General features: G+C 62.7%; 23 protein-coding genes and 2 tRNA genes. 12 read left to right on the top strand and 13 right to left on the bottom strand.

The features are described 5' to 3' along the window. Window positions 1-7 precede the first annotated feature (7 nt). From rplU to OEZ49_RS04760, 3 genes are all read right to left on the bottom strand, one after another. Window positions 8-580: a 50S ribosomal protein L21 gene (rplU, locus tag OEZ49_RS04770; protein WP_263387243.1), complete on the bottom strand. Its 573-nt coding sequence runs from the start codon at window positions 578-580 to the stop codon at window positions 8-10. Between the two features lie 221 nt (window positions 581-801). Continuing rightward, on the bottom strand, window positions 802-1,608 hold the full coding sequence (locus tag OEZ49_RS04765; RefSeq protein WP_263387242.1) for a DUF2059 domain-containing protein: 807 nt from the start codon (window positions 1,606-1,608) through the stop codon (window positions 802-804). Beyond that, on the bottom strand, window positions 1,608-2,447 hold the full coding sequence (locus tag OEZ49_RS04760) for a DUF2059 domain-containing protein (RefSeq protein WP_263387241.1): 840 nt from the start codon (window positions 2,445-2,447) through the stop codon (window positions 1,608-1,610). The genes OEZ49_RS04765 and OEZ49_RS04760 overlap by 1 nt, the downstream gene beginning before the upstream one ends. Window positions 2,448-2,570: 123 nt before the next feature. Between OEZ49_RS04760 and OEZ49_RS04755 the strand changes: the two genes are divergently transcribed. Both OEZ49_RS04755 and OEZ49_RS04750 read left to right on the top strand, forming a co-directional pair. After that, window positions 2,571-2,660: transfer RNA gene (locus tag OEZ49_RS04755), tRNA-Ser, on the top strand. A gap of 516 nt (window positions 2,661-3,176) precedes the next feature. Further along, entirely contained in the window at window positions 3,177-4,490 is a 1,314-nt protein-coding gene (locus OEZ49_RS04750; protein ID WP_263387240.1) for a M8 family metallopeptidase, read from the top strand. Between the two features lie 260 nt (window positions 4,491-4,750). Here OEZ49_RS04750 and OEZ49_RS04745 read toward each other — a convergent pair. Beyond that, window positions 4,751-4,836 (bottom strand) — tRNA-Leu (locus OEZ49_RS04745). 138 nt (window positions 4,837-4,974) lie between these two features. Between OEZ49_RS04745 and OEZ49_RS04740 the strand changes: the two genes are divergently transcribed. Continuing rightward, complete coding sequence (locus tag OEZ49_RS04740; RefSeq protein ID WP_263387239.1) at window positions 4,975-5,553, top strand: YqaA family protein; 579 nt, start codon at window positions 4,975-4,977, stop codon at window positions 5,551-5,553. After that, window positions 5,553-6,014 (top strand): disulfide bond formation protein B, encoded by a 462-nt coding sequence (locus tag OEZ49_RS04735; RefSeq protein ID WP_263387238.1) that lies wholly within the window; start codon window positions 5,553-5,555, stop codon window positions 6,012-6,014. Before OEZ49_RS04740 ends, OEZ49_RS04735 begins: the two co-directional genes overlap by 1 nt. A gap of 82 nt (window positions 6,015-6,096) precedes the next feature. On the opposite strand, the gene OEZ49_RS04730 is transcribed toward OEZ49_RS04735, so the two are convergent. Next, window positions 6,097-6,522, bottom strand: a complete 426-nt coding sequence (locus OEZ49_RS04730; protein WP_263387237.1) for an Lrp/AsnC family transcriptional regulator — start codon at window positions 6,520-6,522, stop codon at window positions 6,097-6,099. A gap of 111 nt (window positions 6,523-6,633) precedes the next feature. Between OEZ49_RS04730 and rocF the strand changes: the two genes are divergently transcribed. The 4 genes from rocF to OEZ49_RS04710 all read left to right on the top strand — a co-directional run bounded on the left by rocF (window position 6,634) and on the right by OEZ49_RS04710 (window position 10,047). Next, window positions 6,634-7,560 carry an arginase gene (gene rocF, locus OEZ49_RS04725; protein ID WP_263387236.1) on the top strand — a complete coding sequence of 309 codons (927 nt, stop codon included), beginning with the start codon at window positions 6,634-6,636 and terminating at the stop codon, window positions 7,558-7,560. Then, on the top strand, window positions 7,557-8,486 hold the full coding sequence (ctlX, locus tag OEZ49_RS04720; protein ID WP_263387235.1) for a citrulline utilization hydrolase CtlX: 930 nt from the start codon (window positions 7,557-7,559) through the stop codon (window positions 8,484-8,486). The genes rocF and ctlX overlap by 4 nt, the downstream gene beginning before the upstream one ends. Next, window positions 8,483-9,550, top strand: coding sequence for an ornithine cyclodeaminase (locus tag OEZ49_RS04715; RefSeq protein WP_263387234.1), 1,068 nt, complete (start codon window positions 8,483-8,485; stop codon window positions 9,548-9,550). Before ctlX ends, OEZ49_RS04715 begins: the two co-directional genes overlap by 4 nt. Window positions 9,551-9,711: 161 nt before the next feature. Further along, complete coding sequence (locus OEZ49_RS04710) at window positions 9,712-10,047, top strand: zinc ribbon domain-containing protein YjdM (RefSeq protein ID WP_263387233.1); 336 nt, start codon at window positions 9,712-9,714, stop codon at window positions 10,045-10,047. Between the two features lie 59 nt (window positions 10,048-10,106). Here the strand turns inward: OEZ49_RS04710 and OEZ49_RS04705 are convergent, their stop codons facing one another. Beyond that, window positions 10,107-10,691, bottom strand: coding sequence for an HNH endonuclease (locus OEZ49_RS04705; RefSeq protein ID WP_164127914.1), 585 nt, complete (start codon window positions 10,689-10,691; stop codon window positions 10,107-10,109). A 214-nt stretch (window positions 10,692-10,905) separates the two neighbouring features. Here OEZ49_RS04705 and OEZ49_RS04700 point away from each other — a divergent pair, with 214 nt between their 5' ends. Next, on the top strand, window positions 10,906-11,478 hold the full coding sequence (locus OEZ49_RS04700) for an rRNA large subunit pseudouridine synthase E (RefSeq protein WP_263387232.1): 573 nt from the start codon (window positions 10,906-10,908) through the stop codon (window positions 11,476-11,478). A gap of 134 nt (window positions 11,479-11,612) precedes the next feature. Here the strand turns inward: OEZ49_RS04700 and OEZ49_RS04695 are convergent, their stop codons facing one another. Genes OEZ49_RS04695 through OEZ49_RS04685 form a run of 3 tightly spaced genes read right to left on the bottom strand, consistent with a single transcriptional unit; the run spans window position 11,613 to window position 13,228 of the window. Continuing rightward, window positions 11,613-11,912: a putative quinol monooxygenase gene (locus OEZ49_RS04695; RefSeq protein WP_263387231.1), complete on the bottom strand. Its 300-nt coding sequence runs from the start codon at window positions 11,910-11,912 to the stop codon at window positions 11,613-11,615. Window positions 11,913-11,933: 21 nt separating this feature from the next. After that, on the bottom strand, window positions 11,934-12,599 hold the full coding sequence (locus OEZ49_RS04690) for an alpha/beta hydrolase (protein WP_263387230.1): 666 nt from the start codon (window positions 12,597-12,599) through the stop codon (window positions 11,934-11,936). After that, the gene (locus OEZ49_RS04685) at window positions 12,596-13,228 is read right to left on the bottom strand and encodes a DNA-3-methyladenine glycosylase family protein (RefSeq protein ID WP_263387229.1); all 633 of its coding nucleotides are present in this window, start codon (window positions 13,226-13,228) and stop codon (window positions 12,596-12,598) included. The genes OEZ49_RS04690 and OEZ49_RS04685 overlap by 4 nt, the downstream gene beginning before the upstream one ends. Before the next feature lie 104 nt (window positions 13,229-13,332). Here OEZ49_RS04685 and OEZ49_RS04680 point away from each other — a divergent pair, with 104 nt between their 5' ends. Next, a complete protein-coding gene (locus OEZ49_RS04680) occupies window positions 13,333-14,550 on the top strand; it encodes an MFS transporter (protein WP_263387228.1) in 1,218 nt (405 codons plus the stop codon). A 128-nt stretch (window positions 14,551-14,678) separates the two neighbouring features. Here the strand turns inward: OEZ49_RS04680 and OEZ49_RS04675 are convergent, their stop codons facing one another. From OEZ49_RS04675 to cysS, 3 genes are all read right to left on the bottom strand, one after another. Next, entirely contained in the window at window positions 14,679-15,461 is a 783-nt protein-coding gene (locus OEZ49_RS04675) for a squalene/phytoene synthase family protein (protein ID WP_263387227.1), read from the bottom strand. Continuing rightward, complete coding sequence (gene cimA, locus OEZ49_RS04670) at window positions 15,458-17,089, bottom strand: citramalate synthase (protein ID WP_263387226.1); 1,632 nt, start codon at window positions 17,087-17,089, stop codon at window positions 15,458-15,460. The genes OEZ49_RS04675 and cimA overlap by 4 nt, the downstream gene beginning before the upstream one ends. A gap of 93 nt (window positions 17,090-17,182) precedes the next feature. Continuing rightward, window positions 17,183-18,556 (bottom strand): cysteine--tRNA ligase, encoded by a 1,374-nt coding sequence (gene cysS / locus OEZ49_RS04665; RefSeq protein WP_263387225.1) that lies wholly within the window; start codon window positions 18,554-18,556, stop codon window positions 17,183-17,185. Window positions 18,557-18,815: 259 nt separating this feature from the next. Between cysS and OEZ49_RS04660 the strand changes: the two genes are divergently transcribed. Further along, entirely contained in the window at window positions 18,816-20,003 is a 1,188-nt protein-coding gene (locus OEZ49_RS04660; protein WP_263387224.1) for a pyridoxal phosphate-dependent aminotransferase, read from the top strand. A 43-nt stretch (window positions 20,004-20,046) separates the two neighbouring features. Here OEZ49_RS04660 and OEZ49_RS04655 read toward each other — a convergent pair whose 3' ends face one another. Beyond that, complete coding sequence (locus OEZ49_RS04655; protein WP_263387223.1) at window positions 20,047-20,565, bottom strand: outer membrane protein; 519 nt, start codon at window positions 20,563-20,565, stop codon at window positions 20,047-20,049. A gap of 407 nt (window positions 20,566-20,972) precedes the next feature. On the opposite strand from OEZ49_RS04655, the gene OEZ49_RS04650 reads away from it, so the two are divergent. Next, on the top strand, window positions 20,973-22,517 hold the full coding sequence (locus tag OEZ49_RS04650) for a trimethylamine methyltransferase family protein (RefSeq protein WP_263387222.1): 1,545 nt from the start codon (window positions 20,973-20,975) through the stop codon (window positions 22,515-22,517). Window positions 22,518-22,660 lie beyond the last annotated feature (143 nt).

The following is a 22,660-nucleotide window of genomic DNA, read 5'->3' as shown; positions in this document are numbered from 1 at the left end:
TCTCTCCTTAGCCCTGAGCCAGCTCTTTGGCCTGCTCAACCCATTCGGGTTTCACTTTGACCGCGTCGATAGCAGCAATCTGCTCTTCCGACAAGGCGGCCAGCGCGGCAAAACTGACGATGCCAGCTTCGACCAGCTTCTTGGCGGCTGCGGGACCCACGCCGGTGATCTTGGTCAGATCGTCCGAACCTGCGACAGCTGCGGCCGGAGCAGCGGAGCCTTTGGGGGCCTGGCCGGTAGCAGCCTTGACACCAGTCTTGTCGGCGCCCGAGGTCAGGATCTCGGTGATCTTGACCAGGGTCAGCTTCTGACGGTGGCCCTTGGTGCGCTGCGAGCTGTGCTTACGACGGCGCTTGACGAAATGGATCAGCTTTTCGCCCTTTACCTGATCGATCACCTCGGCCTGAACGGCCGCGCCATCGACCAGCGGAGCGCCCACGACCGGCGCGTCGCCGCCCAGCATCAGCACTTCGTTGAATTGAACTTTTTCACCTGCGTCGGCAGCCAGCTTTTCAACGCGGAGCACATCGCCCGCCTGAACCTTGTACTGCTTGCCGCCAGTCTTGAGGACCGCAAACATGCGTCTTTCCTTCTTGTCACCGCGTTCTTCGGTCCCCGGTTGCCCGGGCGTTCTGGCCCCGTTACGGAAAGCCACCTGCGAACAGCGCGCCCTGTCACGGGCTGATTGGACGATCTGCGGTTTCACGACAGATCAAACGATAACGAAACCCGGCGCGGATTTCCGGCCGGGATGCGGGCTTATCGTCAGATGACGGGTAATTGTCAACCGGAAAACGCGGGCTAAAGGTCCATCGCCCCAAGGGCCACACCAACCGCACGCCCCAGCTCATAGGATATGTCGTCATAGAGCCGATCAAACCCTTGAAACAGTGCATCGTTGACGGCTTGCCCGGCGCCGGTGGCCGAGAAATCCAGGTTCCCCTGCATCTGCGCATTGGTCAAAGGCGAATAGGCGAACAGCAAGAAGCCATACAGCCACTTGCGTGTCTCTGCCTCCGTTTCATGACTGTTTCCGATCAGTTCGCTCAACACCGCCTCGTCGTCGCGCGGCGTGCCCTGCCCGTCGGCCAGACCCAGATAGAAGTAAAAATCCGCACTTATGGCGCCGCGTACGTTGCGCTGGACAAGCTCGTTCAGTCGGATGTACTCGTCGACCAGCCGGTACATCGTTCGGGACTTGTCCATCTCCTGCGCGGTCTCGAACGCCAGTTCCTCGATTTCAGGTTCGGCAAAGGCGCGGCGGGCCGCGTTTTCCAGTTCGAGAATCGTCTGCCCAAGCTCCGAGCCAAAGAAAACCGTGGCCGCCGCCATGTCCTCGGCGCTCAGCCGCTCGGCCAGTACGTCGCGCAAGGTGTCGGTCATCCGGTCCGTATCGTAGATCGCTTTTACCTGCTTGAGAAAGACCTGCCCGCCGGATCCTTCAAGCATTTCCTCATCGAGGGTCTGGCCATAACGCAGACCTTCGTCGTGCAGGATCTCCACCACCTCATCCAGACGCATCGCAATCGCCAGCCGGTCGATGGCCTCGCTGGACCAAGCGGGCCAGGCCAGCGCCAGGCTCAGAACTGACGCGGCAAGCACCCGCATCAAAGATCCTGTGTCGGCTGAAGCCCGGCCATGCGCGCCGCGAGATGCTCGAACCGGTCGGCCATGATGTGGTACTGCACGGCGTTCAGCAACTCATAGACCTCCTGCATCAGCGGCTCCTCCAGTGCCTCGGTATAGCTCTGCACCTCGGCATCCGAAAACGCCTGATAGGTAAAGGCGGCCCCGGCAAGCGCCGAGAGTTGCAGGGCATTGCGCAATTCGGTCTCGTTCCGCTGCAAGAGCGCGCGCAGGTCCTCGGTGTCTATGTCCAGCTCGATCACGCCCGCGGCGCTGGCTGCCAGCAGGAACCGCAACTGGATCTCTTGCAAGGCCTTGAGTGCAGTCCCCGACGAGTCGATGGCTCGGTTCATCCGTTTCAGCCATTCCAGTCGCCCCGAGCCATGCCGGACAAGCTCAGACACGATTGCCTGGCCGGCTTCCTGCTTCAGGTCGTCATCTTCCAGATGGGAATCATTTTCGGCCACCACCAACCGCTGCCCCAAATCGCTGGCGTAGAAATCGACCGCGTGATCCAGGGCCTCCTCGCTCAGGGTTTTCTCGAGGATATCGAGCGCGTCGCTGCGCATTGTTTCGGTATCGAATACTTCTTCAGCCAGATCGCGCCACTGTTGCCCAAAGGCTTCGGCATCCAGCCCCAGCATCTGCGGCGCCGAGGCCGAGGACAGCGCGATCGAGTCAAGCGCCACATCGAACCCGGTGGTCACCAGAAACGCCTCGATCCGGGCCCGGTCAGCCGCCTGCCCAGGGCGCGCCGGCAAGGAAAGAAGTACGATCACAGCCGCGAACGGCACCCAATTGAGAAGACGCAGATGTTTCATGCCCCTGAGCCTAAGTGTTTTCCAGGCCTCGGCAACGGAAAAACGGGGGCGGCAAGAAACTTCGAACTTTCTGCTTGCGCCCATCCGTGAACCTCACTAAATCCCCCCCTCACAGACCCCCGCGGAGAGGTGCCGGAGTGGTCGAACGGGGCGGTCTCGAAAACCGTTGTGGGTGCAAGCCCACCCAGGGTTCGAATCCCTGTCTCTCCGCCATAAACCATTAACATAATGGTTTAATTTTTTCTTTTCCCCGGATTCTCCATCACTATTCCGCCATCTTAATTGTGCTTCGATACCAACACCTGCATAACCAAACTGAAGCTGTCAGGTGTTTTCTGCAATTTCCGAAATTCACATCGGTGCGCCACGAATGCCCTTCGATTTCTCACTCTCTAGGTGCGTGATTGAGGCAAGCTCAAGGTCATTCATTACCTCCCGTAAAACCGAATTGTTCAAAAGCACACCCCCAATCAGTTCGCGCCCTGACCAAAATCAGGAATCCCCTCAACCCCCAGAAATGCCAGTTTCCGGGAAGTTGGATTTGAAAAGCCCAGCACGTTATCCAAACTGTGTGTCAGAATATGAGACGCACTTGAGACCAATTACGGAAGTTCGATCAAAACGAACCCTAGGAAACAGTTTGTTGACCCAAAAATGACATCTTAGCCATATTTTTGCTGCTTTCATTAACGTCTCTTAAGGAAGTATTGTTCTTAAGAGGGACTACGCATGAACCCGATACTGTTCCCGAACCACATTCAGGACATCCTCGATCAAGTTGCTGAGGATATCCTCGGCGACACTTTTGCTTCGTTTCCCGGGAATGTTCCGAGCGTTGCAAACCTCCCAGACTGGCAAGAGGACCTGTTTTCCATTGAACTCGACGCATCGTTGGATGAGTTCGAGTTGGTCCAGCCCTCTTATCAAGGCAACGCTGGGGCTATTCCGGATAGTGGCGGCGGGTTCCTGACGGCGACCGACGCAATTGTCCCGACGATGGCGGCCGGCAAATCGGGTGGCGGCGGTGGTGGCGGCGGAGGCAGTAAAGGCGGTGGAAAGCCCGTCGACCCGCCAGTGGAACCAGCCGTATCCGAAAACAACCCGGATCAGGTGCTGGCCGATACCGGTACTGCCGCAGAACTGGGTGCCAGCGGCGGCAACTTCTATTTCTCCAGCGATGGCGCTGAACGGGTTGGCACCACGATCGACGCGGTCTCGGGGTTTGATATCGTCCTGGAATATGTCGGCGACTGGTCCTCCTCACTTGCGCAAACCTGGCAGACTGCGCTGGAGAACTCGGCGGATTTCTTCACCAGTTTCATTTCCGAGGGGCTGTTCGTCGAAGTCGACAGCAACGGCACCGCCATGGCCGACTCGTTGATCAATAACGGGTCTGTCTATTGGGACGACTTGTGGATCCAGGTGGACATCGGGGATATCCCGACCAACGGTGTGCTCGCTTCGGCAGGGCCGACGACTTTCTGGGGTGCAGCAGCGGGAACGACCAGCGGCTGGATGCCGGCTGCAGGCTCTATGTCGATCGATACCGATTATACTCTGACCGTCGACCAGGCCACCCTTATCGCCACGCATGAAATGATGCATGTTCTCGGCGTCGGCACACTTTGGGGTCAAAGCAATGCCCTTTTGGCACCTTACAACCATGATCTGGTCAACAGTCGCGGAATCTATACCGGCACTGCGGCAAATAGCGCCTATTCAGCCGAATTCGTCAGCGACGCTGGACGTATGCCCAAGCTGGCGGTCGAGAACAGTGGCGGCTCCGGCACGGCTGGTGGGCATTGGGAGACCGATCTGGCGGTATCAGCCCTGAATACCCCTTCCGAACCCAATTCAAACGAGTTCTTCTCCGGTGACTTCGCCTATGAGCTCATGACCGGCTGGATCGACTTGAACAATCCGCAGACGGCTTACTTGTCCGATACCAGCCTCGCGGTCCTCGAGGACCTCGGCTACACCGTGGATTGGGGCGTCGACTATCAATACGACAATTACATGTTTGATTATGGCCTGACCGCGTAAGCTCTCGTCGGCTCACTTGTCACTCTCGGGGCGCTTGTCTTGTCGATCCTCCGAGGAAATCGGTAGGATCGGCAAGGACCCCGCATTGAACCTGGCAGATGCGTCCGCTTGAATGCGGCACCCAGAGGAATCAGATTCTCCTGTGGACTCGCGAAATGCTAGTTCCTTGTATTGTGTTCCAGCAACCAAAGGGCGCGTCCTGCACAGGGTAGCCCATTCTGCACAATACTGCGCCACTCGAATATCTTTGTCTGGCATAGTGGTGCCCAAGGAGAGACTCGAACTCTCACGCCCGTGAAGGCGGGGGATTTTGAATCCCCTGCGTCTACCATTCCGCCACTTGGGCCACCTGCCCCTGAATTATCCGCAGCCGCAGAGAAGGTCCAGAGCGAAAAAGCGGCGACTGCCCGCTTTCGCATGGCAATGCGGTTGACCCCGGTTTGCGGTCGTGATTTGCAACCGGGCAGGCTTGGACGCGGGCGAAATGCTGAAATCACTTTACGACAGAACCATGGCTCTGGCCGATCACCCACAGGCGATGTGGGCGCTGGCGCTGGTCGCCTTTCTGGAAAGCTCGGTCTTTCCCATCCCGCCCGATCTCTTGATGATTCCGATGATTCTGGCTCGCCCCTCGCGGGCATGGGCCATCGCGCTGGTGGCACTGGTCGCCTCGGTGCTGGGCGGGCTTCTGGGCTATGCCATCGGCGCCTTCTCTTACGAGAGCATCGGCGCGCCGATCCTTCAGGCCATGGGCAAGGCCGAGGCGATGGAGGCGTTCAACACCCGTTTCAACGATTTCGGCTTCTGGGCGGTGCTGACGGCAGGGGTGACCCCCTTCCCCTACAAGGTGATTACCATCATGTCGGGCTGGACCGGCATGCCGCTCGGCACCTTCATCGCCACCTCGATTCTGGCGCGCGCGCTGCGCTTCTTCCTGGTCGCTGCCCTCTTGTGGAAATTCGGCGCCCCGGTCCGCGATTTCATCGAAAAACGCTTGGGTCTTGTGCTGACCGTGTTCATGGCGCTGCTGATCGGCGGCTTTCTTCTGGTGAGGTATCTGTAATGTCCCGCAAAACCCTGATCCTGCTGGCCGCCAGCGGGTCCGCCGCACTTCTCCTGGGCGCCTGGGGCTTCCAGTACATCGGCGGGCTGGCGCCCTGCAAGATGTGCATCTGGCAGCGGTATCCGCATGGCGCGGCGGTGCTGATCGGCGCACTGGCGCTGGCCGCCGGCTGGCGGTTCCTGCCCTGGGCCGGGGCGCTCGCGGCGCTGACCACCTCCGTCATCGGCTTCTTTCACGCCGGGGTCGAACAGGGCTGGTGGGAAGGCCCCACAACCTGCACCTCCGGTCCGATCGGCGGCCTCAGCGCCGAACAGCTGATGGAACAGATCATGACCGCACCACTGGTGCGCTGCGACGAGATTCCCTGGCAGATGCTGGGCATCTCCATGGCCGGGTGGAACGGCCTGATCTCGTTGGCGCTGGCGCTCATCTGGATCGTGGCCGCAACCCGCCGCGCCTGACGCTTCCCCACAAGCCCTTCATTTCGCGGGAAATACTCCGGGGGAGTCGCGCGTCCGCGCGACGGGGGCAGCGCCCCCTTCCTCACGTCGATTTCTTGGTCGATAGCAGCAGGTTCGTCTCGCTCGCCTGCACCCCTTCGAACATCCGGATCTTGGCCAGCGCCATGTCCAGATCCTCCAGCGTCTCGGTACCCAGCTCCACGATCAGATCCCAGCGCCCGTTGGTCGAGTGGATCGCCCGCACCTCCTTGAGCCCCTGCAACTGCCGTGTCACCCGCGCCGCGCCGCGCCCCTCGATCTCAATCATCATCAGCCCGCGCACCGGATCGTTCAGCACATCCTCTTTCAGGACCACCGAAAACCCCAGGATATCCCCCCGCTGCACCAACCGCTCGATCCGCGCCCGCACCGTGGTGCGCGACAGATCCAGCTGCAATGCCAGGTCCGACAGCGACGCGCGCGCGTCATGCCTCAGCGCGGCGATCAGGCGTTCATCCGTTTTGTCCATCTTTGCGTCCGATTTGATCAATCCAACGACGATATGACCAAATTTCCCACTTGGTTTCAACGCAAATCGACCAGAAATTGGCGCGACCCTGCAAAAACCCAAAGCGAACAGATGACCCCCAAACGTTGTATCCTGATCGGCGCCCCCGTGGACAGCGGCAAGCGCCGCACCGGTTGCCTGATGGGCCCCGACGCGTATCGCACGGCCGGTCTTGCCGAGGCGCTCTCCGATCTCGGCCATATCGTCGAAGATCTCGGCAACCTCTCGCCTGCCGAACACGCGCCCGAGCCGAACGAAACCCATCTACATCAACCCAACCGCACGATCGGCTGGACCAACCGCCTGATCCGCGCCGCCGAGCAGGCGATGCCGCGCGGTTTGCCGATCTTTCTGGGCGGCGATCACGCGCTCGCGCTCGGCAGCGTGGCGGGCGTGACCAACCATGCCGCCCGTGTCGGTCGTCCGCAATTCGTGCTCTGGCTCGATGCCCACAGCGACTATCACACACCGGAAACCTCTGCCTCGGGCAACCTGCACGGCACGCCCCTGGGTTATGTCACCGGGCGCGGCGGCTTTGCCGGATTCCCGGTGATCACCAACCCGGTGAAGCAACGCAACATCTGCATCCTCGGCCTGCGCTCGGTCGACCGGGCCGAGCGCGAGGCGCTGCAACAGACCAAGATCCGCTTTCACGACATGCGCCAGATCGACGAGACCGGAATCGCAAAACCGCTCCAGGCCTTCCTCGATACCGTCGCGGCCGCGAACGGCCTGCTGCATGTCTCGCTCGACGTCGATTTCCTCGACCCCGCCATCGCACCCGCCGTCGGCACCACGGTGCCCGGCGGCGCCACCATCCGCGAGGGTCATCTGGTGATGGAGATGATCTGCGACAGTGGTCTGATGACCTCCCTCGACCTGGTCGAACTCAACCCCTTCCTCGACGAACGTGGCCGCACCGCCCAGCTGATGGTCGATCTGGCCGCCTCGGCGCTCGGCCGCCGCGTCTTCGACCGTCCGACGCGGAGCTTTTCGTGACCACGATCCAGGCCCCCCAGGCGGTGGTTATGATCCGCCCGCATGCGTTCCGCTCCAACCCGGAAACCCGCGCCGACAACGCGTTCCAGACCGACAGCGCCACGGGTGATACCGCGCCGCGCGCCCTGGCCGAGTTTGACGCCGCCGTCGCCACCCTGCGCGCGGCGGGCGTCCGGGTGCATGTGTTCGACGACACCGGCGCACAGGACACGCCCGACAGCGTGTTCCCCAACAACTGGTTTTCCACCCATGCCGGCGGCCACGTGGCGCTTTATCCGATGTATACAGAGAACCGCCGCCGCGAACGCCGCCCGGACGTGATCGAGCTGTTGAAGCGCGAATACCGCGTCTCGGACGTGATCGACTATAGCGGGCTGGAACAGGACGGGCTTGCGCTCGAAGGCACAGGCGCCATGGTGCTCGACCATATCGGCCGCATCGCCTATGTCGCCCGTTCGCACCGCGCAGACCCGGTGCTGCTGGAGCGGTTCTGCGCCCATTTCAATTACGAGCCCATCTGTTTCGACGCGGCCGATGCGCAGGGTTGCCCGGTTTATCACACCAATGTGCTGATGGGGATCGGCACCGACTATGCGCTGATCTGCCTGTCGATGATCCCGGATCCCGAGCGGCGCCGTACCGTCGCCGAACGTCTGGCTGAAACCGGGCGTACCGTCATCGACCTAACGCCGGAGCAAATCGGCGAGTTTGCCGGAAACGCCATCGAACTGACCGGTCATCGCCGCTTGCTGGCCCTGTCGGCCCGCGCCCACAGGGCGCTGACCCCGGATCAGATCGCGGTGATCGAACGCTCGGCACAATTGCTGCCGCTCGCGATCCCGACCATAGAAACCGCCGGCGGATCCGTCCGCTGCATGATCGCCGGCATCCACCTGACACGCCGCCCGCAAAGGACCGCCGCATGACCCTCTCTTCCACCACCCCGTCCGACAAGGCGCTTGTCCCTTTCGTTTCCGTCGACCACATGATGCGCCTGATCCACCATATCGGCGTCGAAGAGATGATGCGCGGCATCGCCGCCTATATCGAGGCCGACTTCCGCCGCTGGGAAAGCTTCGACAAGACCCCGCGCGTGGCCAGCCACTCGGCCGTCGGCGTGATCGAGCTGATGCCAACCTCGGATGGCGAGCTTTACGGTTTCAAATACGTCAACGGCCACCCCAAGAACACCAAGGAGGGGCTTCAGACCGTCACCGCCTTTGGCCTTCTGGCCGCGGTCGAAACCGGCTATCCGGTGCTGCTGAGCGAGATGACCATGCTGACCGCGCTGCGCACCGCTGCCACCTCGGCCCTGGTCGCCAAATACCTCGCGCCCAAGGGCGCGCATACGATGGCGATGATCGGCAATGGCGCCCAGTCCGAGTTCCAGACCCTGGCGATGAAGGCGATCTGCGGCCTGAAATCCGTACGTCTCTACGATACCGATCCCGCCGCTACCGCCAAGGCCGCCCGCAACCTGGCCGGACAGGGGATCGAGGTGGTGAGCTGTACCAGCCCCGAAGAGGCGATCGAAGGTGCCCAGATCCTGACCACCTGCACCGCCGACAAGCTATATGCCACCATCCTGACCGACAACATGGTGGGTTCCGGCGTGCATATCAACGCCATCGGCGGCGACTGCCCGGGCAAGACAGAACTGGCCGAGGCGATCCTGCACCGCTCGGACATTTTCGTCGAATACCCGCCGCAAACCCGGATCGAAGGCGAGATCCAGCAACTGGCGCCGGACCATCCGGTGATCGAGATGTGGCAGGTGATCACCGGCAAGGCGCCCGGCCGCACCTCGGACCGCCAGATCACCCTCTTTGACAGCGTGGGCTTCGCCATCGAGGATTTCTCGGCCCTGCGTTACGTGCGCGACCAGTTGCAGGAGACCGGCCTTTATCACGCGCTCGACCTGCTGGCCGATCCCGACGACCCGCGCGACCTGTTCGGCATGCTGCAACGGGCGGCGCCTGCCAGGGGCTGAGGGCATGCGAGGCTCTGCCTCGCGCTCCGGAGTATTTGCGGCGAAATGAAAGAGCGGACCCCGGTCTTTCCTCTTGCTGCAAATATCCCCGCCGGAGGCATCGCGCGTCCCGCGCGAACCGGTCCCTTGCCAGAGGTCGGACGGACCGGTAAGGCAGGGGCATGACAGATACATTGCCCCCCTGCCCCGATTGCGGCTCAGCTTTCACCTATCAGGTGGACGCGCTGCTGAATTGTCCCGAATGCGGTCATGAATGGCAGGTCGGGGAAGAGACCGGGACCGCGATCCGCGACAGTGTCGGCAACCTGCTGGCCGATGGCGACACGGTGACCGTTATCAAGGATCTCAAGGTCAAGGGGTCCTCGGCGGTGGTCAAGGTCGGCACCAAGGTGCGCAATATCCGCCTGGTGGATGGCGATCATGACATCGACTGCAAGCTGCCCGGCATCGGCCAGATGGGGCTCAAGTCGCAATTCGTTAAAAAGGTCGCGGACTGACCGGTACAAAACGGTCAATCGGGGCCTGAAACGCTGTACAAAACGGTCAAAACCGGCGCTTACGCGTCCAGCACGGCATCCCAGTAGAGATAGTCGATCCAGCTGTCATGCAGGTGGTTGGGCGGGAACTTGCGGCCCACATTGCGCAGCTCTTCGGCCTGCGGCCGACGCGGTGGCCGACGCAAGGCCATGCCTGCCTGACGCAAGGATTTCGACCCTTTGCGCAGGTTGCAGGGGGCGCATGCGGCGACCACGTTTTCCCAGCTGGTAACCCCCCCGGCGGCGCGCGGCACCACGTGGTCAAAGGTCAGATCTCCCTTGCCGCCACAGTACTGACAGCGGAATTCGTCCCTTAAAAACAAATTGAAGCGCGTGAAGGCCACGCGCTTCTGAGGTTTTACATAGTCCTTGAGAACCACCACCGAAGGTATTCGGATCACCACGCTCGGGCTGCGGACGACCTCATCATATTCGGCGACGATATCCACCCTGTCGAGCCAGGCCGCCTTGATCGCCTCTTGCCAGGGCCATAGCGACAACGGGTAGTAGGACAATGGCCGGTAATCCGCGTTCAGAACCAGCGCCGGGTGGTGTTTCAACACCCCGGGCTCCCGTACAAACTCCGTTCTGAAATCGCCATCCATTCTGGACTCTCTCCTCGCCCCGGACTGCCTCTTGCCTGACCCGGAGCGGGGAGCACCCGCCCCAGCTTGAATCTGACTATATATCGTGGTCGGCCTCTGGCAAGTCCTGATTATCCACTACATGTCGCCCTGGTTATTGCGTGCACAGGTAACAGGCACATGACGGTTATCCACAGGCTTGCCGCAGCCGGTCCAGACAGCTATGGCCCTCTCTATGACATGGTTCATCCGCTTCAACAAACCCTATGACGTCCTGTCGCAGTTCACCGACCCCGGCAAGGCCGGCTCGCCGCGCCAGACCCTGTCCGATTTCATCGACCTGCCGGGCGTCTACCCCGCCGGACGCCTGGATCGCGACAGCGAAGGCCTGATGCTGCTCACAGACGACGGACGCCTGCAAGCGCGCATCGCAGACCCCCGGCACAAGATGGCCAAGACCTATTGGGCACAAGTCGAAGGCATTCCTGACGAAGCCGCCCTGCGCGCCCTGGCCAAAGGCGTTGAGCTGAACGATGGTCTAACCCGGCCCGCGCAGGCCCGGTTGATCGACACGCCAGCGGATCTGTGGCCGCGCACCCCGCCGATCCGGGTGCGCAAATCGGTGCCCGACAGCTGGATCGAATTGACCATCCGCGAAGGCCGCAACCGGCAGGTCCGGCGCATGACCGCCGCCGTCGGCCACCCGACCCTGCGCCTGATCCGTGCGCGCATCGGTGACTGGACGATCGACGGCCTTGCCCCCGGACACTGGGACACCCTCTGCCCGCCCGCCAATCCGCGCGGTTGACGGATCATCGCCTCGGCGCGAACCTGCTTCTTTCTGGTCAAAAATACTCCCGCCGGAGGCATCTGACCCAACCACCTGCGCCTAAGGCCCGGGGTTTTGACGAGGCAGCCGTCACACGGACTGGATCGGCCCGATCAGAGCGAAATCTTCTCGCCGCCCTCACGCCGATAGACATCGCGCGAGATCACGCCTGCCTGGGCCAGCGCCGTGCGGAACCGGGCCATGTGCGGGGTCGCGAAATGCGCTTCCAGCGCCGCCAGGTCCTGCCATTCCTCATAGACGCGAAAGCGGGTTTCCTGGCCGATGACCTGGCTGAATTCGTATCGAATACAGCCAGGCTCCTTCAGCGTCTCGGCAACCATGTCTGCCGTCGCCCCGCGGGCAAGCTCCACCCCGTCTGCGGCAACTTCGATCACACCTGTCACGATCAGCATGCGTCTCTCCCCCAATCAGCCCTACAGGCTCAGCTTGTCGCGCATAAAGGCCAGCGCCACCCCCAGTCCGTCCTGGTCGATCCCGTGGCCGGTGCCCTTCATCACATGGGCATAGATTTCCTTGAACCCCGCGCCTTGCAGCGCTTCGGCCGCTTGCGGCAAGGATTGCGGCGGCACCACGTCGTCAGCGTCGCCATGAACCAGCAGGATTGGCATGCGGCTGACCACCTCGTCCGCCAGCAGTTCCGGCTCCAACAGCCGCCCTGAAAAGGCGACGACACCGGCAATCGGATCCTCGCGCCGGGGGGCAACATGCAAGCTCATCATCGTGCCCTGGCTAAAGCCGAACAGCACGACCTGCTCAGGCAGCAGATCCTCGTCCACCATCAAAGCGTCGAGAAAGGCGTTGAAGTCCTCGACGGCCGCGGCCATGCCGCGCCGGGCCGCTTCCTCGGACGAGCCGTCCAGCCAGGGGATGGGAAACCACTGGAACCCAAAGGGCATACCCGGAATGGTCTCGGGCGCATCGGGGGCGACGAACAGAGTGTCAGGCAGATACTCTCCCAGCACATCGGCCAGCCCCAAAAGATCCGCACCATTGGCGCCATAGCCATGCACGAACACCACCGCCGAGCGGGTATCGCCCGATACCGGTGCCTTGCGCCCGGCCTTCAAAACCCGTGTCATCTGATCCCTTCCCTGTCCTTTGCCACCCGGTAATAGGCCCACAGAACCCGCGCCGCAACCGAGCGCCAGGGCGACCAGACCAGCGCCATCTGTCGCAGGGCGCGTTCCTTTGGGCGCTCGGGCAAGTCGTAGAGCACCCGGGCGGCCTCCTGCAAGGCAAGATCGCCGGGCGCAAAGACATCGGCACGACCCAGGCTGAACATGGCATAGATTTCGGCGGTCCAGACCCCGATCCCCGGCACCCGCACCAATTCGGCGTTCACGTCCTGATCCGCAGCGGTGCGCAGCCCGACGAAATCGATACGGGCGGCCGCCAATTCGCGGGCATAACGGATCTTTTGTCGGCTCAACCCCACCGCGCGCAAATCGTCGTCGCTGGCGTTCCGGATCTCTGTCGGGTCGGTCAGCTGCGCGTCCTTCATCCGGGACCAGATCGCGTTGGCCGAGGCGACGCTCACCTGCTGGCTAACGATGGCGCTCAGCAGTTCAGCAAATCCGTCCGGTCTCCGGCGCAGTGGCAAAGGACCAGTCAACGTCAACGCATGGGCCATGCGCGGGCAGGCCGTGGCCAGCCACGCCGCACCTTCGGCCACGCAATCGGGGGTCTCTATGATGCGTCCAACCGTCATGCTGACCCTTTCAATCCGATTCCGTCACATGGCAAAGGTTAATCTGTTCACAATTGGTTTCAACCGGCTTGCCGCCGCATGCATTCACCGATACGCATACGTCCATGACGCTCGCCGATAGCTACACAAACGACAGCCGCGCCAAGCGCAATGTCGCCGTTCTCGTCGCCGCCCAGGCCATTCTGGGCGCGCAGATGCCGATGATCTTTACCATAGGCGGGCTGGCGGGCCAGTCTCTGGCAAGCAATCCCTGCCTGGCGACGCTGCCGATTTCGCTTATCGTGCTGGGCTCGATGCTGGCGGCAACTCCGATTTCGGCCATCATGCAGAAATGGGGCCGCCGGGCCGGGTTTCTGATCGGTGCCCTGGCGGGTGCGCTGGGTGGCGCGGTCGGCGCCTATGGTCTCTATCTCTCCTCTTTCCCGATCTTTCTGGCGGGCAGCCTTCTGACCGGCATCTATATGAGCGCGCACGGCTTTTATCGTTTTGCCGCCGCCGATACAGCTTCGGACGCGTTCCGGCCCAAGGCGATCTCTTATGTCATGGCCGGTGGGCTGGCCGCCGCGATCATCGGGCCGCAGGCGGTCAAGGCCACATCCGACGCCTATGTTATCCCTTTCCTTGGCACCTATTTTGCGGTGATCGCGGTCAACCTGCTGGGTGCGCTCCTGTTCTTCTTCCTCGACATTCCGCGCCCGGCCCCACCGGCAGCCGACAGCCCGCGCGGACGCAGCCGAATGGAACTGCTCAAAACACCACGCATCGCGGTGGCTGTGATCTGCGCCATGGTCTCCTATGCTCTGATGAACCTGGTGATGACCTCGACCCCGTTGGCAGTGGTGGGCTGCGGCTATGACCGCGCCGATGCCGCCGATGTTGTGACCAGCCATGTGTTGGCCATGTATGTACCGAGCTTTTTCACCGGCCACCTGATCGCGCGGTTCGGGGTGGAAAAGGTCGTGGCTGCCGGTCTGGTGGTGCTGGCCGCCGCCGGAGTAGTGGCGCTGCAAGGCGTGGATCTGAACAACTTCTTCATCGCGCTGATCCTCTTGGGGCTTGGCTGGAACTTCGGCTTCATCGGCGCCACCACCATGCTGGCGGGCGCCCATGAGCCGCATGAGCGCGGCCGCATGCAGGGGCTCAACGACCTTCTGGTCTTTGGCGGTGTCACCATGGCCTCGCTGGCCTCGGGCGGGTTGATGAACTGCTCGGGGGGTTCCCCGGTCGAAGGTTGGACCGCCGTCAACCTGGCGATGGTACCCTTCCTGACCCTGGCGGGCGGCGCGCTGATCTGGCTGATGCTGCGCCCCAAGGACGCGTAAGCGGGGGCGCTGCCCCCGTCGCCTGAAGGCGACTCCCCCGGGATATTTTCAGCAAGAGGAAAGAGCGAAAGCGCTTCTTCATTCCGCTGCAAAAACTCCGGAGGGCGAGGCGGAGCCTCGTAAAACCGTCACCAGCGGCCAGTCGAAACCTGGAGACCGAGGCGCAGGTTGCGCGCAAAGGGGCTGAGGCCAAGCTGGCCCGCCGCCACGCGCGCGGGCTCCTTGTGTGCCTGACGCAGCAGCGCACTGCTCTGCCAACCGGGTAACAGCGCGGGCCGCGCGGCGGGTGAGATCATGGCACGTTTCGCACGCGCCCGAGACAGCCGCTCGAGCCCCTCCTCGGCCAATTTCCGGATACCTGCGGGGGTACCGTCGAGCAACGGGATGCGCCCGCGTTCCTCCAATTCGGGGATGGCGCGGAACCAGTTGGCCAGCCCAATTGCATAGCCGTAATCGCGCAAGACATCCTCGTCCGCCTGCCCCAACGTCGACGCGCAAACGCAAAGCAGGCTGGCGCTGCTTTCCTCCAGATAGCGGGTCAGGTGGGCGGCATCCTCGAACGGGTCGCGGTAGATGTCCCAGCGCCGCACCGCCACGAACCCATCGAGCCGCGCCGCCATCTGCGGGCTGAGGATACCCGCCAGCGGCGTCACCACCGGATGCCGGCGCGCAGGCTTGCCCAGCGCCAGCTCTTCCAGCGCGTCGCGCCACCATTGCAGGCGCATCTCGGCAATCATCGGTTCGGCCGAGGCCCAGGGCGCGCGCGCCACCTCGACCGCCAGCGCGTAGAGCGGGAACAGCATCCGCCGCGCCGCCACCGGGGCCGCCATCGCTGCCGCGAAACGGTCAGGATCGGCGCGCTGCACCAGCTCGGCGCAGGCGGTCAGATCGGCGTCGAAGACGTTGCTCACTCCGCCGCCACCCCTTGCCCCGCACAGTCGCGCAGCAGTTTCCAGTTGATCGCGTCAAGGAGCGCCTCGAACGAGGCGTCGACTATGTTCGCACTCACCCCCACGGTGGACCAGCGCCGCCCCTTGCCATCCTCGCTGTCGATGATGACGCGGGTCACCGCCTCGGTGCCGCCCTGGGTGATGCGCACCTTGAAATCCACCAGCCGCATGTCGCTGAGGATCGCCGAATAGCGCCCCAGATCCTTGGCCAGCGCCTTGTACAGCGCGTTGACCGGGCCGCGGTCGCTGCCGGTCTCGTCCAGCGACTCGCTGACCGAAAGCAGCTTTTCGCCATCCACCTTGACCACCACGACCGCCTCGGACAGGCTGACCATGCGGTCATACTTGTTCTTGCGCCGCTCGACCGTGACCTTGTAGCGCTTGACCTCGAAGAACTCGGGCATCTGGCCCAGTTCGCGCCGGGCCAGCAGTTCGAAACTGGCCTGCGCGGTGTCATAGGAATAGCCCTCGTCCTCGCGCAGTTTGATAAGATCCAGTATACGCCCCAGCGCCGGATCGCCCGGCGGCACGCTCAGCCCCGCATCGGTCAACCGCTTGCGCAGGTTCGACTGGCCCGCTTGGTTCGACATCGGGATGATGCGCTCGTTGCCGACCAGCGCGGGGTCGATATGTTCATAGGTCGAAGGGTCCTTGAGGATGGCGCTGGCATGCAGCCCGGCCTTGTGGGCAAAGGCGGACGAGCCGACATAGGACGCCTGTTTCACCGGCACCCGGTTCAGGATATCGTCCAGCATGCGGCTGATCCGGGTCAGGTCGGCCAGAGCCTCGGCGCTGACTCCGGTCTCGAACCGGCTGGCAAAAGGTTCCTTCAACAACAGCGTCGGGATCAGCGAAGTCAGGTTGGCATTGCCACAACGCTCGCCCAGCCCGTTCAGCGTGCCCTGGATCTGGCGCGCGCCCGCCATCACAGCGGCCAGCGAACAGGCCACCGCCTGATCGGTGTCGTTGTGGCAATGGATGCCCAGACGGTCGCCGGGGATACCGGCGGCGATCACCTCACCTACTACGCGGGCCACGTCGGCGGGCATGGCGCCGCCATTGGTGTCACAGAGCACGATCCAGCGCGCGCCCGCCTCCAGCGCGGCGCGGCAGACCTCCAGCGCATAGGCGGGATTGTCGCGATAGCCGTCAAAGAAATGCTCGGCATCGAACAGCGCCTCACGCCCCTGCGCCACGATATGGGCCATCGAGGCGCGGATGTTCTCGGTGTTCTCGGGCAGGTCGATCCCCAGCGCATGGGTCACGTGGTAATCATGCGCCTTTCCGACCAGACAGACGGTGCCGGTGCCCGCATTCATCACGGCAGCCAGCACATCATCGTTCTCGGCCGAGCGGCCCGACCGCTTGGTCATGCCAAATGCGGTCAGCTTGGCGCGGGTCGCTGGCGCCACCTCGAAAAACGCGCTGTCGGTCGGGTTCGCGCCCGGCCAACCGCCCTCGATATAATCCATCCCGAGACTGTCGAGCGCCTGCGCGATCCGCATCTTCTCGGGGGTCGAGAACTGGACGCCCTGTGTCTGCTGCCCGTCGCGCAGGGTGGTGTCGTAGAGATAGAGGCGCTCAGCCATGCCGGGGCTCCTGCTTCTTTCTGGTCCCAAATACTCCGGGGTCCGGGGCAGCGCCCCGGTCCGACGCTGGCCGCTCTTGGATATCAGGTAGCTTCATAGCGAACCCTCCAGCTTGTCCGGATCGAAATCCGGTCCCGGCACCAAATCCACCCCCGTCTTGCTCATCCGCACTTCAAGTCCCGCCCCAACGAAGACGGATTTCAGCCGGTCCACTTCCGAGAAATCCTTGCTCTCCATCGCTGCTTGCCTGGCTGCGAACAACTGCGCTTCGTGCTCCGCTAGATCGATTTCCGGTTCCGAGGCCCATTCGGGTACGGTGTCTCCCATCAGGCCAAGAAACTGCAACGAATACCGCAGCATGGCTATATCGTCTGCCAGCGACAGCTGGTGCAGCTCTGCAATCGCACCCGCAGTGTTCAAATCCTCGGACAGGCTCGAGACAATTTCGGAATAGGGTTCACCGGTACCGATGCCCTGGCGGGCCTGGGCGTAGAACTTGCGCAAGACTCGCTCCGCTTCCGCCGCCTTCCTCTCGGTCCAGTCCATTGGCTTGCGGTAATGCGTCGACAGGAAAACGAACCGGATCACCTCGCCCGGAATGCCCTGATCCAGCAGGTCGCGCACGGTAAAGAAGTTGCCCAGCGACTTGGACATCTTCTTGCCTTCGACCTGCAACATCTCGTTATGCAGCCAGACATTCGCAAAACGACCCTCGGGATGGGCGCAGCAGCTTTGCGCGATTTCGTTCTCGTGATGCGGGAACATCAGGTCGTTGCCGCCGCCATGGATGTCGAAGCTTTCGCCCAGAAGTTCATAGCCCATGGCCGAGCATTCGATATGCCAGCCGGGCCGCCCCCGGCCCCAGGGGCTGTCCCAGCCGGGCAGATCGGGGGTCGAGGGTTTCCACAGCACGAAATCCATCGGGTTCTTCTTGTAGGGCGCCACCTCGACCCGGGCGCCGGCGATCATGTCATCGACCGAGCGGCCCGAAAGCTTGCCGTAATGCTCTTTCCACGAATCCACCGCGAACAGCACATGGCCCTCGGCCTCATAAGCGTGTCCCTTGGCGATCAGGTCGGCGATCATCGCCACCATCTGCGGAATGTACTCTGTCGCGCGCGGCATGTGGTTGGGTTCCAGCGCGCCCAATGCGCCCATGTCGTCCAGAAACCACTGGGTGGTTTCGGCGGTGATGTCGCCGATGGGCCGTCCGCTCTCTGCCGCGCGCGCGTTGATCTTGTCGTCCACGTCAGTGAAGTTACGCGCATAGGTCACGTGATCCGCGCCATAGACATGGCGCAGCAGCCGGTAGAGCACGTCGAACACCACCACGGGCCGCGCGTTGCCCAGATGCGCCCGGTCATAGACCGTGGGACCGCAGACATACATGCGCACGTTCCGGGGGTCGATCGGGACAAACTCTTCCTTTGTCCGCGTCCTTGTGTTGTGCAGCTTGATCGTCGTCATCGGGTCTTGTTCCTCAACAGCATGCGGCAGGCGCTTGTCAGCGCGGGCTTAGCAACTTGTCTTTGCGAAGGAAACGACGAATGACCAGCCCGCGATTGGATCAGCGGGTAATGCAGCAGATAATGATGCGAATGGTGCGGGTCATGGCACATCGTCTAGCACGCGGGGCCTGCTTCTCCAACATGAAAATCCGGACGGCAATTGACAAGCGGAACCACCTCTGCCCCTCTCCGCCTGAAACGCAGACAAGGGAAGCGACATGAGACTGTCACGGCGGATAACCGGCCTCGCCGGGGGTGGATCGGATGGATGGGACCTGTTTTTGCGGGCGCGGCGGATGATCGCCGAAGGCATCGCCGTGACCGAACTAACCATTGGCGAACATGACACGCGAACGCACAGCTCGATTCTCGACGCAATGGACCGCTCCGCGCGCGGCGGCCACACCGGTTATGCCATGGTGCCCGGCACTGCCTTGTTGCGCGATACGGTGGCCGCGCGCGTGCAGGAACGGACAGGCCAGCGCACGACCCGTGATAACGTGCTGATCACGCCCGGAGGTCAGGCGGCCCTTTTCGCGGCGCATAGTGCCGCTTGTGATCCCGGGGATGCGGCGCTGTTTGTCGATCCCTACTACGCCACCTATCCAGGCACGATTCGCGGTGTCGGCGCCCTGCCCCGCGCCGTGATCGCGAGGGCCGAGGACGGGTTCCAGCCGCGCGCCGAAGCGATCGGGACGGAAGCAGATGGCGCGGTATCGCTTCTCATCAACTCCCCCAACAATCCGACAGGGGTGGTCTATGGCCGTGAAACACTGGAGGGGATCGCCCGTGTCTGCCGGGATCGCGATTTGTGGCTGATCTCGGACGAGGTCTATGACACCCAGATCTGGGAAGGGGCGCATCTGTCTCCCCGCACTTTGCCCGGAATGGCCGAGCGCACGCTGGTCGTTGGTTCGATGTCCAAGTCCCACGCCATGACCGGGTCGCGCTGCGGCTGGATCGTGGGCCCGGAAGAGGCGATTTCGCATCTGATCACGCTGGCCACCCATACCACCTATGGCGTGCCCGGGTTTGTCCAGGACGCGGCGGTGTTCGCCCTGGGCGAAGGACGGGACCTTGAAGAGGAGATCGCAGCCCCCTTTCGGCGGCGCCGAGAGCTTGCGCAGCATATCCTGGCGGGCCAGAATGCCGTCCGTCTCAGCCCGGCCCAGGGGGCGATGTACCTGATGTTGGATATCCGGGCGACCGGCCTGTCGGGCGAGGCCTTTGCCGCGGCCTTGCTCGAAACCCACCATATCGCCGTGATGCCCGGGGAAAGTTTTGGCAAGGCGGCGGCAGGCCATGTCCGGGTGGCAATGACCGTTGCCGACGATGCCTTTGCCATGGCGCTCAAGACGCTCTGTCATTTTGCGGCGCAGCAGGCGCCCAGTCCGTCCGAGGGATGATATCGGGCGGCCCGCAGGCCGCCCACCCTTGATTTCAATAGCCTCAGAACCGGAACGAAGCCCGCAGGTTGAAGGTATCGACGTTGAAATCGCTGCCCGCGCCGCCCAGATCGTTGAACTCGTGGCGTAAAACCTCGCCGCTCACGGCCCATTGTTCGGTCACGGGATAGGCCAACCCGACCCCATAGACCAAACCGGTGTCATTTCCAAACGACGTGGTTGCCCGCGCAGCGCCCACCACGCCATAGCCCAGAACCGGTCCAAAATCGTACCCGGCCTTGACCTTGAACCGGCCGATATTGTCGATCGTGCCGCCAGCGCCGCCCAGATCGGCATTCACGCGGTCATATTCGACCTCGCCGCCCAGCACGAACCCGCTGCCAAAGGAATAGTCATACCCGACATGGCCGCCAAAGCTGGTGTTGTCGCCGTCGCGTGCGCCCGGTCCGTCGGCGTCGGTGTAACCGACCCCCAGACCAAGATACGGGCCGTTGAACTCACCGGCCAAGGCGGGAAGGGATGCGACCGAGATGATCGCTGCGGCGGATACCAAGAGTTTCATTTTCTGACTCCTTGTCATTGACGCGCCGGTTTCGGAACGGGCCAGGACTGCTCTGCTCGTCTGTTTGCCCGACGCTTGATGCAGATGTGACCACGAGGCTGGGGTTACAACGCGGCGCCAGCCGCAGTTCGAGGCATGCGCTGAAATCTGCCCGGACACCCTTGGACGATTGCGGTTTTCCGCGCATGGCGTCTGCGACCTTCTGGTCGCAAACAGAACAGAATACGTCGGCATGCAATGTACGGTCACTTCATTCGGGAGAGAGGCCACATGCAAGGCGAACGCAGCAAGATCTGTCTGGTCAGTCGCACCATCGGTGCTGATCGCGGTCGTGCGGCGCGTGGTCGGCCAGTCCAAGTCTGAACCGAAATCAGACCCTCGGACCACATCAAACCGGATAACTAGAAATGAACGACCAGAACCGTAATTCCGCCCGCTCCGGCGGCCGTGCCGCCCGTCGCGCCGCCCGGGCATCAGCCCTGCCCGACCATCTGCGCCCCATTCGTCCTGGCATGAGCGGCGGGACACTCAACGTGCTCAGCCAGCAGGACATGGAGCGGATTCACAATGCCGCGCTCGACGCGCTGGAGCGGATCGGCCTGGCCGATGCGCCGCAAAGCGGCATCGACTATCTGGTCGGCGCTGGCTGTATCCTGGGCGAGGATCGCCGCATCCGGTTCCCGCGCGCCCTGGTCGAGGATACGCTGGCCCGCGCGAACCGCTCGGTCACGCTCTACAGCCGCGATGGCAAGACCGATCTCGACCTGTCCGGCAGCCGCGTCCATTACGGCACCGCTGGCGCTGCCGTGCACATGGTCGATGTTGAGGGCCGCGAATACCGGGATTCAACCGTTCAGGATCTGCACGACGCCGCGCGCATCTGCGAGCAACTGGACAATATCCATTTCGTTCAGCGCCCGATGGTCTGTCGCGATATTCCCGACAACCGCGACATGGACCTGAACACGGTCTATGCCTGCTGCGCGGGCACGTTCAAACATGTCGGCACCTCGTTCACCGACCCGTCTTTTGTGAAACCGGCCATCGAGATGCTGCATCTGATTGCCGGAGGCGAAGACAAATGGCGGGAGCGGCCTTTTGTGTCGAACTCCAACTGTTTCGTTGTCCCGCCGATGAAATTCGCCACCGAATCCTGTCTTGTGATGGAGGAATGCATCAATTACGGCATGCCTGTGCTTCTGCTGTCCGCCGGAATGGCGGGGGCCACGGCCCCGTCTACCATCGCAGGCGCCATTGTGCAGGCGGTGGCCGAATGCCTTGCCGGGCTGGTTTATGTAAACGCCGTAAAGCCCGGCGCACCGGCAGTTTTCGGCACCTGGCCTTTCGGGCTGGATCTGCGCACCGGCGCGATGACCGGAGGCTCGGGCGAACAGGCGCTTTTGACCGCGGGCTGCGCCCAGATGCATCGGTTCTACGATCTGCCGGGCGGTGCCGCGGCTGGGATCGCCGACAGCAAGCTGCCCGATATGCAGGCCGGTTGGGAACAGATGTGTTCCAACGTGATGGCGGGCCTCTCGGGGTTGAACATGGTCTACGAGGCCGCGGGCATGCATGCCTCGCTGCTGGGGTTCTGTCACGAGAGCCTGATCCTGTCGGATGACCTGATCGGACAGGCGTTGCGCTGTGTGCGTGGGATCGAGGTCAATGACGAGACCCTGGCGCTGGATCAGATCGCCCAGGTCTGCCTGGGTGGATCGGGCCATTACCTTGGCACCGACGCGACGCTGAGCCGGATGCAGTTGGACCATGTCTATCCGACCTATGGCGATCGGACTTCGCCCAAGGAATGGGCCGAGATCGGCAAGCCCGATCTTGTGGCCAAGGCAAAGGCGCGCAAGGAGCAGATCCTGGCAGAGCGCTCGCCGGCCCGGTTCGACCCGGTGACCGACGCCGCGATCCGGGCACAGTTCAACATTTTCCTCCGCGCATAAAACGTTGAAATAGCGTCGTAATACTATCCAAAAATGGCCAGTTCAGCTGACCATTCGGGAATGGGTCGCGTTGTTTCCAAAGAAAAGAAAAAGGGGGCCGGGGCCCCCTTTGAGTTTCGCCATCCAGGCTCACTTCGTTGACC

Source organism: Ruegeria marisflavi (assembly GCF_025673445.1).
GTDB classification, from domain to species: Bacteria; Pseudomonadota; Alphaproteobacteria; order Rhodobacterales; family Rhodobacteraceae; genus Ruegeria_B; species Ruegeria_B marisflavi.
The sequence above is the reverse complement of the archived record's forward strand: the minus strand, read 5'-3'. Positions and strand labels throughout refer to the sequence as shown.

Coding starts and splice junctions, on each gene's coding strand:
- rplU (WP_263387243.1), bottom strand. CDS start 580: ATGTTTGCGGTCCTCAAGACTGGCGGCAAGCAGTACAAGGTTCAGGCG.
- OEZ49_RS04765 (WP_263387242.1), bottom strand. CDS start 1,608: ATGCGGGTGCTTGCCGCGTCAGTTCTGAGCCTGGCGCTGGCCTGGCCC.
- OEZ49_RS04760 (WP_263387241.1), bottom strand. CDS start 2,447: ATGAAACATCTGCGTCTTCTCAATTGGGTGCCGTTCGCGGCTGTGATC.
- OEZ49_RS04750 (WP_263387240.1), top strand. CDS start 3,177: ATGAACCCGATACTGTTCCCGAACCACATTCAGGACATCCTCGATCAA.
- OEZ49_RS04740 (WP_263387239.1), top strand. CDS start 4,975: ATGCTGAAATCACTTTACGACAGAACCATGGCTCTGGCCGATCACCCA.
- OEZ49_RS04735 (WP_263387238.1), top strand. CDS start 5,553: ATGTCCCGCAAAACCCTGATCCTGCTGGCCGCCAGCGGGTCCGCCGCA.
- OEZ49_RS04730 (WP_263387237.1), bottom strand. CDS start 6,522: ATGGACAAAACGGATGAACGCCTGATCGCCGCGCTGAGGCATGACGCG.
- rocF (WP_263387236.1), top strand. CDS start 6,634: ATGACCCCCAAACGTTGTATCCTGATCGGCGCCCCCGTGGACAGCGGC.
- OEZ49_RS04715 (WP_263387234.1), top strand. CDS start 8,483: ATGACCCTCTCTTCCACCACCCCGTCCGACAAGGCGCTTGTCCCTTTC.
- OEZ49_RS04710 (WP_263387233.1), top strand. CDS start 9,712: ATGACAGATACATTGCCCCCCTGCCCCGATTGCGGCTCAGCTTTCACC.
- OEZ49_RS04705 (WP_164127914.1), bottom strand. CDS start 10,691: ATGGATGGCGATTTCAGAACGGAGTTTGTACGGGAGCCCGGGGTGTTG.
- OEZ49_RS04700 (WP_263387232.1), top strand. CDS start 10,906: ATGACATGGTTCATCCGCTTCAACAAACCCTATGACGTCCTGTCGCAG.
- OEZ49_RS04695 (WP_263387231.1), bottom strand. CDS start 11,912: ATGCTGATCGTGACAGGTGTGATCGAAGTTGCCGCAGACGGGGTGGAG.
- OEZ49_RS04690 (WP_263387230.1), bottom strand. CDS start 12,599: ATGACACGGGTTTTGAAGGCCGGGCGCAAGGCACCGGTATCGGGCGAT.
- OEZ49_RS04685 (WP_263387229.1), bottom strand. CDS start 13,228: ATGACGGTTGGACGCATCATAGAGACCCCCGATTGCGTGGCCGAAGGT.
- OEZ49_RS04680 (WP_263387228.1), top strand. CDS start 13,333: ATGACGCTCGCCGATAGCTACACAAACGACAGCCGCGCCAAGCGCAAT.
- cimA (WP_263387226.1), bottom strand. CDS start 17,089: ATGGCTGAGCGCCTCTATCTCTACGACACCACCCTGCGCGACGGGCAG.
- cysS (WP_263387225.1), bottom strand. CDS start 18,556: ATGACGACGATCAAGCTGCACAACACAAGGACGCGGACAAAGGAAGAG.
- OEZ49_RS04660 (WP_263387224.1), top strand. CDS start 18,816: ATGAGACTGTCACGGCGGATAACCGGCCTCGCCGGGGGTGGATCGGAT.
- OEZ49_RS04655 (WP_263387223.1), bottom strand. CDS start 20,565: ATGAAACTCTTGGTATCCGCCGCAGCGATCATCTCGGTCGCATCCCTT.
- OEZ49_RS04650 (WP_263387222.1), top strand. CDS start 20,973: ATGAACGACCAGAACCGTAATTCCGCCCGCTCCGGCGGCCGTGCCGCC.